The organism is Sinorhizobium sp. KGO-5 (assembly GCF_036245905.1).
In the GTDB taxonomy this organism is placed as follows: domain Bacteria; phylum Pseudomonadota; class Alphaproteobacteria; order Rhizobiales; family Rhizobiaceae; genus Sinorhizobium; species Sinorhizobium meliloti_A.
This window is the reverse complement of the sequence record NZ_BDIZ01000003.1, coordinates 1-14,424: the sequence shown is the minus strand read 5'-3', so window position 1 is coordinate 14,424 and position 14,424 is coordinate 1. Positions and strand designations below refer to the sequence as shown.

Genomic DNA, 14,424 nt, shown 5'->3' with positions numbered 1-14,424 from the left:
GCCCGGTGACGAGCGCACCGGCCTCAATATTTCGAAAGCGTGAAAATGCCGTTGGGGAAAGGGTCAGAACGGCATCAGCGGATCGCCGGCTTCTAAGAAGAAGCGGTGGGGCGATGACAATTCCTGCCTGCTGCGAAGAAGCGCGAACGCTTGCGTCAGAAGGTCAGGATCGTGGATCCGCCCCGTAGGGAGAAGAAAATGCCTGCATCGTAACCTCCCTAATCTGATTGCCGGAGGACCGCTTATAGTTGAGGACGCGGCGCGCGCCAAGCGCCAATATTGTATTTTCCTGCAAGCAGAGCCGGCGTGCTGCAAGTTTGCAACAGTTTGCCGGATCACGCCGCGACATGCGGCCATAGCCTGCGGCATGCGGGATCGAACGTCGGTTCAGTCTGGGGTCCCCGCCGCGAAGCTGTTGAAAATGCCGCGATTTTGCAGAACTTTCATAATGTGTTGGAAATTTCGCCGCTATTCATTGCAAAGCCTGCCCTGTCGAATTTCAGAATCATCCTCAGAGGTTGCCCGTGCAGAACAACAACATTCTCGTGGTCGGCGGCGCCGGCTATATCGGCTCGCATACCTGCCTTCAGCTTGCGGCAAAGGGTTACCAACCCGTCGTTTACGACAACCTCTCCAACGGCCACGAGGAATTCGTCAAATGGGGCGTCCTCGAAAAGGGCGACATCCGTGACCGGCAGCGTCTTGAAGAGGTTCTTGCCCGGCACAAGCCGCGGGCGATCCTGCATTTCGCGGCGATGATCGAGGTAGGCGAGTCGGTCAAGGACCCGGCCGCCTTCTATGACAACAATGTCATCGGCACGCTGACCCTTTTGTCTGCGGCGCTTGCCGCGGGCATCGATGCCTTCGTCTTCTCATCGACGTGCGCGACCTACGGACTGCCCGACAGCGTACCGATGGACGAGAGCCATAAGCAGGCGCCGATCAATCCCTATGGCCGCACCAAGTGGATCTGCGAGCAGGCGCTGAAGGACTACGGTCTCTACAAGGGCCTTCGCTCGGTCATCCTGCGCTATTTCAATGCCGCGGGCGCAGACTTCGAGGGCCGCATCGGCGAATGGCACGAGCCTGAGACCCATGCGATCCCGCTCGCCATCGATGCGGCACTTGGGCGGCGCGAAGGCTTCAAGGTCTTCGGCACCGACTACGAGACGCGCGACGGAACGTGCGTCCGCGATTATATCCACGTCCTCGATCTGGCGGATGCCCATGTGCGGGCGGTCGACTATCTCCTGGAGGGTGGCGAGAGCGTCGCACTCAATCTCGGGACCGGCACCGGTACCACGGTGAAGGAGCTGCTGGACGCCATCGAAAAAGTGGCCAAGCGACCGTTCAACATCGGCTACGCCGAACGCCGGGAAGGCGACTCGACCACGCTTGTCGCCAACAATGACAAGGCGCGTCAGGTTCTCGGCTGGGAGCCGCAATACGATCTCGCGGCGATCACCGAATCGGCGTGGAACTGGCACTCGCGCAGAAATCAGGGCGGCTGATCTTCCCGACCAGCGACCGTGGCTGCCGGAAATGACGGGGCAGCCGGGTCTTCCAGGTAAACCGTTCGGGCTTTTCCTGGAGCTGCTCTATTCGGCCGCTCGGCGTGCCGGGCCCGCCGTGACACGCCGGGCGCGGCCGCGCCGCAGCAACGGGCGTTCGAGCATCATATAGGCAGCGATCCCTATGAGCGTTCCCGAAAGAACCCCCGCGAACATCGTCACGGGTGCGCCGAGACCGATCGCAAGGCCTGCCTTGGCAACGACCGAAATCGCAAATGTGTGCCAGAGATAGATCGAATAGGAGGCGTCTCCTAGAAGCCCCGGCAGCGGCAGCGCCCGCACGCAGCCGTTCACCTCGAGCGAAAGCACCCCGGTGACGAGCAGAACCGCCAGCGGCCCGGTCGTCAGTTCGTCGAATGGCAGGCCGAGCACACCGATGAGAGCGAAGCCGCCGAGCGAGCAGGCGAGCAGGGCAGATCCGACGGCGAGCGGCGGTACCCTGCCCTTCAGCCAGAACTCCCCGATGATCATGCCGGCGACGAATTCCAGAATGACCGGTCGCGTATAGGTCAGCATCACCGGATCGTCGAAGGCGACCACGCGGCCCACGATCACCAAGGCAAGGAACAGCCCTGTGACGACGGGCAGCCGCCAGTTGCGCGGCATGAACAGCGAGCCGGCGAAGACCGCGTAGAAGAGCATCTCGAAATTGAGCGTCCAGCCCTGCACCAGCACAGGCCAAATCTCTCCACTGCTCGGCGAGCGCGCGGGCACGAAGAACAGCGACGCCAGAACATGTTCTAGTGTCAGCACCAGATTGGGGAACAGACCCGCCAGTGCCCCGGCGACCATCACGGCGGTCGCGAGCCAATAGACCGGCACGATGCGGCGGCAGCGATCGGCGATGAATTCCACCGGGGTCACGGATCGGCGGTCGCTGATGACCCACATGATGAAGCCGCTGATGACGAAGAAAACATCGACGCCGGCGGCTCCGATCGTGAAATGATAGCCTGTCTTTTCCGCAGCATGGAAGAGCACGACGGCGATTGCCGCAGCCGCGCGAAGATATTGAATGCCGTAGATCGTCTTCAATGGCCGTCTCCCGGCCGCGGCATCATCGGGCCGAAAGACCGCCCGTAAGGCGCCGGATGGAATCCTGCCGGCCAGAGCAGGGTCGCTGCCTGCCGGCGACGCGGTATCGTCAGTTTCCCCGCCGTGAAGTACAATAGGAAGGATCCGACGTGGTAGGGAGTGAGTATATCGATTTCGACGAAGGCACGAACGAAGAGCAGCGCGCCGACACCGAAGAGCACCATCGCCTCCGGGTCGCGATCCTCCGCGAGCAGGCGCTTCAACTGGCCGACGAGCGCTATGACCAGCACCATGGTAAGCAGGATCAGGCCGACCAGGCCCGTCTCCACGACCGCTTCGATAAAGGTGTTGTGGAAATGGAACCCGGCGCGCGAACCGATATAGAACTCCTCCCATAGCCGCTCGGCCTCGGAGAAGCCCTGTACCCAATAGGCCTGGTAGCCGACGCCGAAGAGCGGCGACGCCTTCGCCGCCTCGATGCCCTGCTGCCAAAGATAGGTGCGCCCGGTGAGCGTCGAATCTTTGCCGAAGGCGCCGAGGATCAGATCGACGCCGCCGGCATAGATCATCGCGACGGCGGCAACGCCGCCGAACACCGACGCGGCAATGAAGAGGAGCTTCCTGCTCGCGGGACGCAAGGCCGTGATCGCCCGCATCCCGAGGCAAAGACCGATGACGGCCGCGGTCGTCAACACGGAGGTCGCCGATTGCGACGTCAGCAGGCAATAGGCGGCAAGCAATCCGGCAACCCCTGCCGCGCCCGTCCACAGGCCCTTTTCCCCGAGCACAAAGACGGCCGCGAAGGCGAAATAGATGCCGAGCGAGGCGTAGAAGCCCAACTGGTTCTTCGACGCGAATGCGCCAACGAAGCTGTAGGTGCCGTCCAGCGGATCGTAATGATAGGTACCGAAGAGCAGCGAATAGAGGAGCACGATTGCGGCGCCCGCAATCATGCCGCGCGTCAGCGTGCGGGTGTCGATCGTGCGCATCGCGATGAGCGCGCAGACTACATGGCTCAGATACTGTATTCCGGTGCGCAGCGACAAGGACGGGGCCGCAGACCAGAAGATCGAAATGCAGGCGAAGATGGTGAAAGCGAATATCCAGAGATAGCTGGCGTAGTTGCCGAGAACCTTGCGGTAGTCCACGAGGACGAGCGGCAGCCACAGACCATAATAGGCGAGGATAGAAACCTGTCCGAAGCGCGCCGAATAGGCAAAGACGAAGAGCGACAAGGCCAAGGCGAAGATGCCGTAGACTTCATTCGCTCCAGGTCTGACAAGGCTCGCCTTGGATATCCTCATGCCTGCCTCACCGCATTGCCAGGGCAGTATTCACCTTGATGACATCGCCGGGCAGAACGGGTGTGTTCTCGTCGGCGGCGATTTCGGTCGGCTTGCCGTCCTTGTCGCGAATGATCGAATAGGTGATCTCGGCGGCCTGATCTTCGAGCTGGGCGGCATCCGCCGACTGCAGCAGCGCCTCGGTCATGAGATCCCGGCTGGTGCCGAGCTTCAACGTCAGCGTGTCCAGCTCCGCTTCGGTGTTCTGCAGTTCCTGAGCGAGCTGAGCATCCCAGTCGTTGCGGAGGTTCGTTTCGTCCTGCGCCGCCTTGCTCGCATCCTGCTTCGCCTTGAGGGATGCGGTGTCGATGTCCAGCAGCGACGCCTGAACGTCTGCGACCCGCTGCTCGAGGGACAGTTTGCGCTGGCTGAGCGCCAGCCCTTTTTCGGCAAGGCTGTCGACCTTGTCGCGATCCTCGGTGGCAAGGTCGAGCTGGCGCGCCTGCGTTTCGGCTTTCTTTGCGAGTGCTTCTATCTCGCTTTGAAGAAGGGATCTCAGATCGGCAAGCGCATCGAGCTGACGCTTCTGGCGCTTGTCACGCGATTCCATAAGCGCGATCTCGCTGGCGAGCAGCTTGTCGGCGTCCGGAACGTTCTTGAGCTCCTCGGGCATGGGGATTGTGTCGCGCTTGCCGATTTCGGCAAGCAGTCGCGCGCGGCGAATGAGCAGGCGGCTGCGTTCCGCAACCTGCACCGCGGATTCCCCGCTGGCATTGATGTAGTCGCGCGCGAATCGCTGGCCGTTATCCGCCCGCCGCAGCCCTCCCCCGAGACTGACGGCCTTCAAGACCGTCAAGTTGGGAGCATAGGGGTATTCTCCCGGCGTCTGCACCTCGCCGGAGAGATAGATCGGACGATATTGCGCCATCTCCACCGACGCGGATGGGCGATCCCTGAGGCCGAAAAGCTTCTGCATCTTGACGCCGATCTCTTCGGCCACCTCCTGCGTCGTCTTGCCGGAGGCAGGCAGATCGCCGACGAAGGGCAGGGAAAGGTTGCCGGATGGGCCCACCGTATAGTCGCCGCTGACGGCAGACCAGTCGCGGACCGTTCCTTCGGCGGTTTGCCACTCGGCCACGCGAACCCGAAGCTTGTCCATGACGCCGAGCCGGTATTCATCGGCCGACGCCAGCGACGCCCCTGAGGCTGCGAGTGCAGCAAGGAGCGCCAGGCGGGTAAAATAGGAAGCCATGCGGGAACCAGCGGATTTCGCTGATCGTCTATTCGATTGCATTTTTGGATATTTCCGTTGCTCGACGTTGCCCGTGCCGGGCCGGCGCCAAGATTTCAGTAGCTGCCGCGGGAGAGGCAGACGGCAGGGATCGTCTTGAAGACAATGACAAGGTCGGCGAAAAGCGACCAGTTCTGGACATATTGCGTGTCAAAAGCGACGCGCGTGGCGTAGGAGACGTCGTTGCGGCCGCTGATCTGCCAGAGCCCCGTCAGGCCGGGACGCGAGCGCAGATAAAACACGGCGGCCGAATCATAGAGTTCGAGTTCGTCTTCGACCACCGGACGGGGGCCGACGACGCTCATTTCACCGCGAATGATGTTGAGGAGTTGCGGCAACTCGTCGAGGCTGAGCTTACGCAGGACTGTCCCGACAACGGTGACACGCGGATCATTCTGAAGCTTGCGGGTCGTACGCCATTCTTCGTAGGCGTCGGGATTGTTCCTGAAAAACTCTTCCAGGACCTGGTCGCCCTTTTCCATCATCGTACGGAATTTCAGGCACTTGAAGGATTGGCCGTTGTGACCGATTCGGCGATGGCCATAAAAGACACTGCCGCCGTCCGAGAACTTGACGAGGGCCATGATGAGCAAAAAGAGCGGGCTGAAGAGAAGGAGGGCCACGGAGGCGGCAAGAATGTCGAAACTGCGTTTTGCCATGCCCCCGATCGGTCGGACTGCCCCGGTTTCCTCGGGGATAAAAAACGGCGAACTGGCCGAGCGAGTCGCGGACTTCATAGAGGTGACTCCATTTACGTTGGCGATTGTCGGTCCCGTGGGACGCGGGCTCATCTAACGTGAGTGTGTGGTCAGAATTTGTTTTTTAAAGGCGGAATGATGGCAGCCCTCCGGCGCCCTTCCCCCAGAGGCTTCAAGCCAGCTAAAGTCGCGAAATATTACGAAGAGTTAATTTCGGAGAGCGCAAATCAGGGTCAGGATAGTTCCCCGCGGTATCGCACACCGGAAACATCATCGAGGGCTAGTTATTTCGGATTATAAAGTATTGTTAATAGACGCATCATTCTGCACTGGCGGACGGCGGACCAGTGCCGCCCGAAATTGACGCGCGGCAACTTTCCTCGACAGTTTTTGCATTGCAACATTTTATTGCGGCGCACAGTTGCTCGGGCTACCCGCGCAAACAGGTGTAACAAAAGTTGATTGGAAAAAAGGGCCGGCTACACGCCGTTAGAGGCAGCGTGCAAGACAGCTTTACGAAAGGCCCTGCAATTTTAGGGGCACGACGGCCGCGTTCGCTCCGCATCCATTTCGTGCGTCAAACTGCCCTCGAAATGGGGAACTTATCCGCGATCACACCCGTTTGAATTGTGCGAAATGGAGCCAATGCTTAAAGACGGCGGAAAGATTTCCGATGTATGCTCGACTGCAACAAAGTAGCGTTTCCTGGTTGAAGAGAAAAGCGGGCGCTAATATAGTGGCCGGGCAGGAGGAGAGGGCAACAACTCTAATGAGGTTCCCAATCGCAGACCCGAAGGTAGGTTAGCGCCATGTTCGCACCGCGTGTTTTTCTGAGCATGATCGGCGCGTTGGCGGCTTTTGCCGTTGCAACTTATTACCTCAACGGATCGCTCGCCTCGACGGCGATTCAGACCCTGATCTGCGCAGTCCTTATTCAGGTCGGCTACTTCGTCGCCGTCCTGTTCCTCGTATGGAAAGAGGCACGGGAGCGCCGCAGGCTTTCTTCTCAGAAGCAGTTCGTGACGGCCGAAGCCGCCAACGATGAGAAGCAACCGGGGAAGGTCTCGTTGCGCAGACTGAACCGGCCTCATCATCTCAATTCCTGAGCGGCTGACGCTGCTCTCCTTCGCACTTGCAAAAAATTTTTCGCCTGACGCGTTTGCGACATGATCGCGCGGCATGGTTCGGCACCTTCGCGCCCTTGAGGCGCGGCAGCCGATAACTTGCTGGAGGCCTCACATGACCGCAGCCGCGCCGACGGACGTCTGCATCATCATTGCCGCAAAGAATGCCGCCGACACCATAGCGCGCGCGATTGCTTCGGCGCTTGCCGAACCGGAGGCGGCAGAAGTCGTCGTCATCGATGACGGCTCGACCGATGATACCGCTTCGGTGGCACGCGCTGCGGATGACGGAACGGGGCGGCTGAATGTCGTTCGCTTCGAAGAAAACCGCGGCCCCGCGGCCGCGCGCAATCATGCGATTGCGATCTCGCATTCTCCGCTTATCGGCGTGCTCGACGCGGATGATTTCTTCTTTCCGGGACGTCTGGGCCAATTGCTTTCGCAGGACGGCTGGGACTTCGTCGCCGACAACATCGCCTTCATCGATGCCGCGCAGGCGGCAAACGCGCATGGCAGGATCGACCGATTCGACCCTACTCCCCGGCTCATCGATCTTGTCGGCTTCGTCGAAGGAAACATCTCGCGGCGCGGCTTGCGACGCGGCGAAATCGGCTTTCTGAAGCCGCTGATGCGGCGCGCCTTCCTCGACCAGCACGGCCTGCGCTACAACGAGACGCTGCGCCTCGGTGAAGATTACGATCTGTACGCTCGCGCGCTCGCCAATGGCGCACGCTACAAGATCATCCACAGTTGCGGCTATGCCGCCGTCGTCCGCGGCAACTCGCTGAGCGGCAGTCACCGGACGATCGACCTCAAGCGTCTCTATGAGGCGGACCGTGCAATTCTCGCAGGGAGCCGCCTGAGCAGCGACGGCGAAGCGGCGGTCCGCCGGCATGAGCGGCACATTCGCGACCGCTACGAACTACGGCATTTTCTCGATCTCAAGAATCAGCAGGGCTTTGGTCGTGCAATCGGCTACGCCCTGACCCATCCGGCCGCACTGCCGGCGATCGTTGGCGGAATTCTTGCGGACAAGACCGAACGTTTTCGTCCGTCCGGTTCGCCCGCGCCCCTCGCTCTCGGTGGAAAGGGCGAAGTGCGCTATCTGCTCGAGGCTCTCGCCGTGGATCATCCTCAAAAATAATCCCGGCGTATGCCGTCGAGCACCGTGCGGAAGCGCTCCTTGCGCTCTGCCAGCGCACTGTCCCTGCTCAATTGCGGCGCCGCTCGGCTTGCCTGCCACAGCGCCAGCGTCGCCGGCGCAGCGAGCGCTCGCTTGGCGGCAGCGCGCAATGACGTCTGGCGTGGTTCACGCTCGGCGACGGCCAGGTCTCCGTCGATCTGCCGGCGGTTCGGGTCCTCCGGCTGCGGCTCCTTCGCCTGGAAACCCATGCCCCAGAAACGGGCACCCTTGATCATGGCTTCCGCCCGCGTCGACACCGGCACCCGCCGAGGGCGGTAGGTGACACCGAGGGTCTGGGCCCAGTCGTTCCACTTGAAACTGTTGATGCTGTGCGACGTACTGACCGCGGTCCAGGGAACGCGGAACGCGTCGGCCAGGATGGCGCCGTGCATGGATTCGGCGACGATAAGCTCCGACTGGCCGATCTTTCGGATGACGTCCTTGGCCTCGCCACGCGGGTCGATATAGTTGAGCCCGACCGCGTCGCAGATCGCCGGCCACAATCCGGCGATCGCCGATTCCCAGTGTGGTACGAAGCTTCTTTTATAGATCTTTCGAAGGTCTTGGAACTCCGGAAGGTCAGCGACCATCACCGCAGGATCGATGATGCCGAGCTCGGGAGCCACGCCGACCTTCGCAGCCGTCAGCGGGCCACGGACCGAGCGGATATCCCACTCCTTAGGGTCGCTCATGTCGGGAAGCGTGCCGTAGCCGAAACCGCTGCCGATGACGAGCTTATGGGTAGCCTCGGGCAGCAGAGCGCGGTTCAAGACCGTCCCGACCCCCACGAGCAGCGTCTCCGGATGGACTTCGCGAAAACCGGGCAGCAGGAAATCCCAAAGCCACAGGTTGAGGTCGTCACCAAAATTTCCGTGCTGGGATTCCCAATAATACGGCTTCATGACCGTCTCCGTTTGTAATGTGAGGCGACACGACACGCGCCGCGGCAAATGTCGTCGCTTGATTTCCGGGTGTTGTCAGCGCAAGAGCGCGTGCCCGATCGGGCCGAAGGAAGTTAGCGGGATAGTTTTCCAACCGCCAATTCGGCGGCGCTGCCGATCAATCGCGGGTCTCGCCACAGCCAGCGGGCAAGAAGATCGAATTGCGGCAGTTTCCTGCGCTTTATCCGGCGTGCCTGACTCCATAGCGCCTGCCGCCGCGCCGTATGCTTGTAGGATCGGATCGCCTCCATCGCCTTTGGCCGGTTACGATATCGGCCTTCGAGCGTGTCGAGTGCAACCCAGGTGTTGAACTGCTGCTTCAGGAACTGCGGCGAGTCGTTATCGATCGAATGAAAGATGTTGAGCCCTTCGCCGCGCACCGCGCCCGCTGCATCGCAAAGAACGACGCGCTTGGATGCGAGCACGCAGTCGCAGAAGAAGAGCACGTCCTCGGCCGCAAGCTTGAGCGTGGCCTCGAAGCGCACCTTTTCGAAGAGATTGCGCCCGATCACCATGCAGGACATGTGAAGAAAGCTCCAGTTCTTCAGCATGACGTCCTGAAGCTCGGGGAGCTCGACGACGAGCGGACTTTCCGAGAGGCGCGTGACCGTCTCGCTCTTTTCGAGATCCGCGACCCCGAAATGATAGTAGAAGGCGTCGCCGCCCGTGATCGAGGCCCAATAGCAGTCGGCGTCGAAACGCGTCATGCTTTGATAGGCGTTCAGGAGATGATCCGGCGTCCAGACGTCGTCGGAATCGAGGAAAGCGACGAAGTCGCTGTCGGCAGGAACATTGTCGAGACCGGTATTGCGCGCGCCACCCGGCCCGCCGTTCGGCTGGCGGATGACGGTGATGCGCTCCCTTTTTTCCTGGGCGAGACCGGCAAGCTCGTCCGCTATCGGATAGGGGGATTCGTCGTCGATCACGAGAACGTGGAAATCCTCGAGCGTCTGAGCAAAAACGGATGCCAGCGCGCGCCGGAGAATTCCGGGTTCCTTCTGGTAGTACGGAATGACAACTGTGAGCTTCGCCATCTTTTCGCCCCTGCGGTTTCTCTAAAAAGAGTCTGCGTGGTCTCCTCCCACCGGGTCGCGGCCGTATATCTAGAGTTTGTCCTTTGCATTCCTCCTTCAAAGGACTTTCACGGAATCCTCGCCAATGGCCCCAACCGTTAACGCAAAAACCGTAACGCGCAACGTCGGCTGGAGCGTTCTTTCCAAGACAGGGACATTCGGGCTTAAATTTGTCACGGTGCCGATTCTGGCCCGCATTCTGTCTCCCGAGGAGTTCGGCGCCGTCGCGGTTGCGCTCACCGTGGTGCAGTTCCTCGCCATGATCGGCGGCGCCGGCCTCACCTCCGCACTCGTCATCCAGCAGGATGAGGAGATGGAAACCGTGCACTCGGTTTTCTGGGCAAACCTCGCCATCGCGCTCATGATGGCGCTCGGACTGTTCATATTTGCCGAGCCTCTGGCCACGCTGCTCGGCGCGCCGGAGGCTGCCTACCTGCTAAGGATCATGAGCCTGCTGATCCCGCTGCAGCTCGGCGGCGACGTCGCCTATTCGCTGCTTGTCCGGAGGATGAATTTCCGCAAGGACGCCGTGTGGAGCATGATCTCCGAATCGCTCGGTGCCGTTATTGCCGTCCTTCTGGCGCTGCTCGGTTTCGGCATATGGTCGCTGCTCGCCCAGCTTTTCGTCTCGGCGCTGGTGCGCCTGTCCGGCCTCTATGCCGTTTCCCGCTACGCACCGCGCTTCGTATTCTCGCTGCAACGCGTTCTGGCGCTCAGCCGCTTCAGTTTCGGCATGATGGGCTCCGAGATCGCGAACTTCATCACCTTCCAATCCCCGATGGTCGTCATATCCCGCTATCTCGGGCTGTCCGATGCCGGTGCCTATTCGGCGGCAAACCGGTTCGCGAGCATCCCGAACCAGGTCGTCCTCTCCGCCGTCATGGGGGTGCTGTTCCCAACCTTCGGCCAGATGATGCATGATCGCGAGCGGCGATCACAGGCGCTGATGCTTAGCACTCAGGTGACCACCGTTCTGCTGGCGCCGATGATGTTCGGCCTCTGGGCACTTGCCGAGCCGGCGATGCTCGTACTTTTCGGGAGCCAATGGGCCTATGCCTGGCCGGTCCTCGGACTTCTCGCGCTATCGAAAGGGATTCTCACCCCCTGCAGCACGTTCATCCCCTATCTGAAGGGGGTCGGCCAGGGAGCCGTCCTGTTCTGGTGGGCGCTGATTCGCGCGATTGCGGCAACGGGTGCGGTCGCCTACGGAGCCATCGACGGCTCGCTGGTGGAGGCGATGATCTGGCTGTGCATCGTCAATGCCGTAACGCTTGTCGGATACTCCTGGGTGGTGTTTCGTGCCGACAGCACGCCCTTCGTCAAGGGCTTGTTCCTATCCAGCCGGCCGATGATCGCGGCGCTGCTGATGGCGCTCGTCGTCCGTTTCCTGCTCGAGCATTTCGGCGCCCATGTGCCGAACGCCGTTCTGCAATTGGTCGCCGGAACGGTCATCGGCACCGTGATCTACACGGTTCTGATCCTTCTGACGGAGCGATCGCTGTTGCGGAGGCTCCTGGAAATGGCGCGAGCACGCAAGCCGAGAGCCGCTCCCGCAGGAGCCGCCGAATAGTCAGACGAGCCCGACTGTTGAGAAAAAGGGACGAGTCGTCCCGCCCTTTTGTTACCGCCAGGGCGCGGCCGCGGGAACGGTTTGCGGCACGCCGCGTTACAGTTCGACGGCAACAACATGGATGGTCGAGATGAAAGGCATTATTCTTTGGTTGATGGGCGTTCCCCTCATCGTCATTATCCTGCTCTATATGTTCGTCTTCTGACCGCGCGGCATCGCGAATCATCCGCCTGACGAGCAAAAGTCGCGCGATTACACGCGCTCAGTCACGCCGTTATGCACGCCGCGGTGGCATTCACCCATAGTTTTGAAGGATGTGAATGGCACCCACCTGGGTTAGCCTGTTCGGGTATTTCGGCTGGACGGGGATGGGGCATGATCGGCATCAAAAGCGCGGTAGCTGCCGGCGGCAGGCGCGCACCGCACTCGGCACGACCGGTCTCTGCCGGCGCGCGGGCACTCGGCGCCGCTCTGGCGACGCTTCTTATGACCCATAACGCCGAGGCCGCAGATCCGATCATTGGTCACGCCTCGGTGATCGACGGCGATACTATTGAAATCGCGGGTGAACGCGTCCAACTTAACAGTGTGGACGCGCCGGAAGAGTGGCAGGTCTGCCTCGATGAAAGAGGAGCAGATTATCGGTGCGGCAAGGAATCGGCCTCGGCCCTGGATGCATTCTTGTCGGCATCCCGTCCGACCCGCTGCGAGTTTGCCGGACGGGATCGTTACGGCCGCTTCGTCGGAACGTGTTTCCGGGCCGATGGCAAGGACGTGAACCGCTGGTTGATCGAGTCCGGCAATGCAGTCGATCGCGACACGGACAACAAAGGCCTCTATGCATCCGCGCAGCAAACTGCCAAATCGAACGGTGCCGGAATCTGGCGCGCACAGCCCGAACACGCCTGCGCGGCGCGCGTCGGCCGCGTAAACCGAAAGCCGAATTGTTGAAGGCTGCAAACGAGAGCCAATGATCTTAGAACTCTGGATCCTGTGCGCCATTGTTACCGCCGTCGTCGCGGCGGTCCGAGGCGGCCATAGTCTGCTCTGGCTGCTCATCGGCTGTCTTCTCGGGCCGATCGGTGTTCTGGCGGCGATCTTCGTGCCTTCACTCAAATCGAAGGACCCTTTGGTTGCTGCAAAACGCCAGAGCGAGGTTGACGAGCTGGCGAAGCCGCTTCGCGAAGGCGACACCAAGACCGTCTCCGCAAAGCCAAAGGATCGCTGAATCCCGATAATTTCAGGTCGGACCGTGCGCCCTTGGAGCGACCTATGGCCTGGCTCTGCCGACTGCACGGGCTAGGGCCGTTGAGCGTCATCTTGATATTCTTCTATGGTACGGCTATTATCCGTACATATAGAAGGGAGATCGTTATGGCCCAGATGCAAGCTAATCGTGACGACCGCATCGAACTGCGCACCACGCGCGACGAAAAGCGGCTTCTCACCGCCGCCGCCGCCCATGAGCGGCTGGACGTAACCAGCTTCATCATGCGCGCTGTCCTGCCGGCCGCGCGCGAGGTGGTTGAGAACGCGGAACGTATTTCGCTGTCGGAGCGGGATTCCCTGCGCGTGCTCGATCTTCTGGAAAATCCGCCGGCCCCGACGCCGGCTCTGCTCGCCGCAGCCCGCCGCCGTATCGCACGAGACGGCAAGAGTGCTTGACTGGCGGGAGGAACCTATCGGACGCCACCATGACCGCAAGGCGTTCGATTGCGGCACGCCGGAACTGAACGAGTATCTACGCCGGCACGCCCGTCAGAACCACGAAGGCGGCGGCTCCAAGACCTTCGTGGCGGTGGCTCCAACCGCGCCCGAAACCATACTCGGCTACTATTCCATCAGCCCCGCTTCAATTGCCTTCGCAAAAGTCCCCGCCCCCCTGACCAAAGGATTGGGCCGCTACGAGGTCGCCGTGTATCGGCTTGCCCGTCTGGCGGTGGCGCTTCCGCTGCAGGGTCGGGGGCTTGGCGGCGATCTTTTGCTGGCAGCCGGTGCGCGAGCGCTTGCCGTTGCCGCGCAGGTCGGTGGGGTGGCGCTTGCCATCGACGCCAAGGACGAGAAGGCGGCGTGCTGGTACGAGCGTTTCGGCGCAATGCCGCTGCTCGACAGCAGCCCCCTTAGCCTGATCCTGCCATTCAAGACCATCATCGACGCTCTGGATGCCGCGCAGGGCGAATAGCCGATCAGAAAAGGAACAACGAGACCGTCTCCGCAAAGCCAAAAGATCGCTGAAGCCCGATAGCGACCTTGGCCTAGCTCTGCCGACTGCACGGCCCTCAGGCCTGTTGAGATCGAATACCCGCCGCCGCTTGTTGAATTCCTCATTCCTGCGCTTGTCACAGGAATCCAGCCAGACCAAGTCCTTGGACTGAAAGAACGCTTCCCGCGCCGCCGACGCGGCGCTGCTGGATCCCTGTGACGAGTGTTTAGCCCGGGGAGATAGCTGACACCTGTTCGGATAGATCACTGACGGATTGCTTGGTTGTCAAGTCGATGGCTGCGATGCGGAGGGCAGCGAAGAAGACGCCGTATCGCCCGTCCGTGTCGAGCGGGCGAATGGCGATGCGTTCGCCGCAGAAGGCCTTTGGGACTTTCCACTTGCGGCCTTTGAAGCTGACATAGGCCTTGGTGCTGGGGACGGTGCGGACGACC

Annotated in this window: 14 protein-coding genes and 1 pseudogene; 8 read left to right on the top strand and 7 right to left on the bottom strand. The window is 61.2% G+C overall.

Annotation, left to right across the window (positions count from 1 at the left end):
* The first annotated feature begins 524 nt into the window (after positions 1–524).
* Entirely contained in the window at positions 525–1,511 is a 987-nt protein-coding gene (gene galE / locus BHD07_RS14170; protein WP_324763755.1) for a UDP-glucose 4-epimerase GalE, read from the top strand.
* 87 nt (positions 1,512–1,598) lie between these two features.
* Here galE and exoZ read toward each other — a convergent pair whose 3' ends face one another.
* Genes exoZ through exoY form a run of 4 tightly spaced genes read right to left on the bottom strand, consistent with a single transcriptional unit; the run spans position 1,599 to position 5,917 of the window.
* Positions 1,599–2,606: an exopolysaccharide production protein ExoZ gene (exoZ, locus tag BHD07_RS14165; protein ID WP_338280999.1), complete on the bottom strand. Its 1,008-nt coding sequence runs from the start codon at positions 2,604–2,606 to the stop codon at positions 1,599–1,601.
* Complete coding sequence (locus tag BHD07_RS14160; protein ID WP_338280998.1) at positions 2,603–3,910, bottom strand: O-antigen ligase family protein; 1,308 nt, start codon at positions 3,908–3,910, stop codon at positions 2,603–2,605. Before BHD07_RS14160 ends, exoZ begins: the two co-directional genes overlap by 4 nt.
* Before the next feature lie 7 nt (positions 3,911–3,917).
* Entirely contained in the window at positions 3,918–5,183 is a 1,266-nt protein-coding gene (gene exoF / locus BHD07_RS14155) for an exopolysaccharide production protein ExoF (RefSeq protein WP_100670360.1), read from the bottom strand.
* A 53-nt stretch (positions 5,184–5,236) separates the two neighbouring features.
* A complete protein-coding gene (gene exoY, locus BHD07_RS14150; RefSeq protein ID WP_100670362.1) occupies positions 5,237–5,917 on the bottom strand; it encodes an exopolysaccharide production protein ExoY in 681 nt (226 codons plus the stop codon).
* Positions 5,918–6,687: 770 nt separating this feature from the next.
* Between exoY and exoX the strand changes: the two genes are divergently transcribed.
* Positions 6,688–6,984: an exopolysaccharide production repressor ExoX gene (gene exoX / locus BHD07_RS14145; protein WP_004434938.1), complete on the top strand. Its 297-nt coding sequence runs from the start codon at positions 6,688–6,690 to the stop codon at positions 6,982–6,984.
* 133 nt (positions 6,985–7,117) lie between these two features.
* A complete protein-coding gene (gene exoU / locus BHD07_RS14140) occupies positions 7,118–8,146 on the top strand; it encodes a succinoglycan biosynthesis glycosyltransferase ExoU (protein WP_338280989.1) in 1,029 nt (342 codons plus the stop codon).
* Here exoU and exoV read toward each other — a convergent pair.
* The gene (exoV, locus tag BHD07_RS14135) at positions 8,137–9,087 is read right to left on the bottom strand and encodes a succinoglycan biosynthesis protein ExoV (protein WP_338280987.1); all 951 of its coding nucleotides are present in this window, start codon (positions 9,085–9,087) and stop codon (positions 8,137–8,139) included. The genes exoU and exoV overlap by 10 nt on opposite strands.
* A 113-nt stretch (positions 9,088–9,200) precedes the next feature.
* Positions 9,201–10,160, bottom strand: coding sequence for a succinoglycan biosynthesis glycosyltransferase ExoW (exoW, locus tag BHD07_RS14130; RefSeq protein ID WP_338280985.1), 960 nt, complete (start codon positions 10,158–10,160; stop codon positions 9,201–9,203).
* 124 nt (positions 10,161–10,284) lie between these two features.
* Between exoW and exoT the strand changes: the two genes are divergently transcribed.
* The 5 genes from exoT to BHD07_RS14105 all read left to right on the top strand — a co-directional run bounded on the left by exoT (position 10,285) and on the right by BHD07_RS14105 (position 13,951).
* Positions 10,285–11,769 carry a succinoglycan biosynthesis transport protein ExoT gene (exoT, locus tag BHD07_RS14125; RefSeq protein ID WP_338280984.1) on the top strand — a complete coding sequence of 495 codons (1,485 nt, stop codon included), beginning with the start codon at positions 10,285–10,287 and terminating at the stop codon, positions 11,767–11,769.
* A gap of 375 nt (positions 11,770–12,144) precedes the next feature.
* A complete protein-coding gene (locus BHD07_RS14120) occupies positions 12,145–12,720 on the top strand; it encodes a thermonuclease family protein (protein ID WP_275599051.1) in 576 nt (191 codons plus the stop codon).
* Between the two features lie 19 nt (positions 12,721–12,739).
* Positions 12,740–12,997 carry a hypothetical protein gene (locus BHD07_RS14115; RefSeq protein WP_324763764.1) on the top strand — a complete coding sequence of 86 codons (258 nt, stop codon included), beginning with the start codon at positions 12,740–12,742 and terminating at the stop codon, positions 12,995–12,997.
* A gap of 146 nt (positions 12,998–13,143) precedes the next feature.
* Positions 13,144–13,434, top strand: a complete 291-nt coding sequence (locus BHD07_RS14110) for a type II toxin-antitoxin system TacA family antitoxin (RefSeq protein ID WP_018097027.1) — start codon at positions 13,144–13,146, stop codon at positions 13,432–13,434.
* On the top strand, positions 13,427–13,951 hold the full coding sequence (locus tag BHD07_RS14105; RefSeq protein ID WP_100670374.1) for a GNAT family N-acetyltransferase: 525 nt from the start codon (positions 13,427–13,429) through the stop codon (positions 13,949–13,951). Before BHD07_RS14110 ends, BHD07_RS14105 begins: the two co-directional genes overlap by 8 nt.
* A 247-nt stretch (positions 13,952–14,198) precedes the next feature.
* Here BHD07_RS14105 and BHD07_RS14100 read toward each other — a convergent pair.
* A pseudogene (locus BHD07_RS14100) lies at positions 14,199–14,424 on the bottom strand (IS481-like element ISRm20 family transposase); the annotation flags it as partial.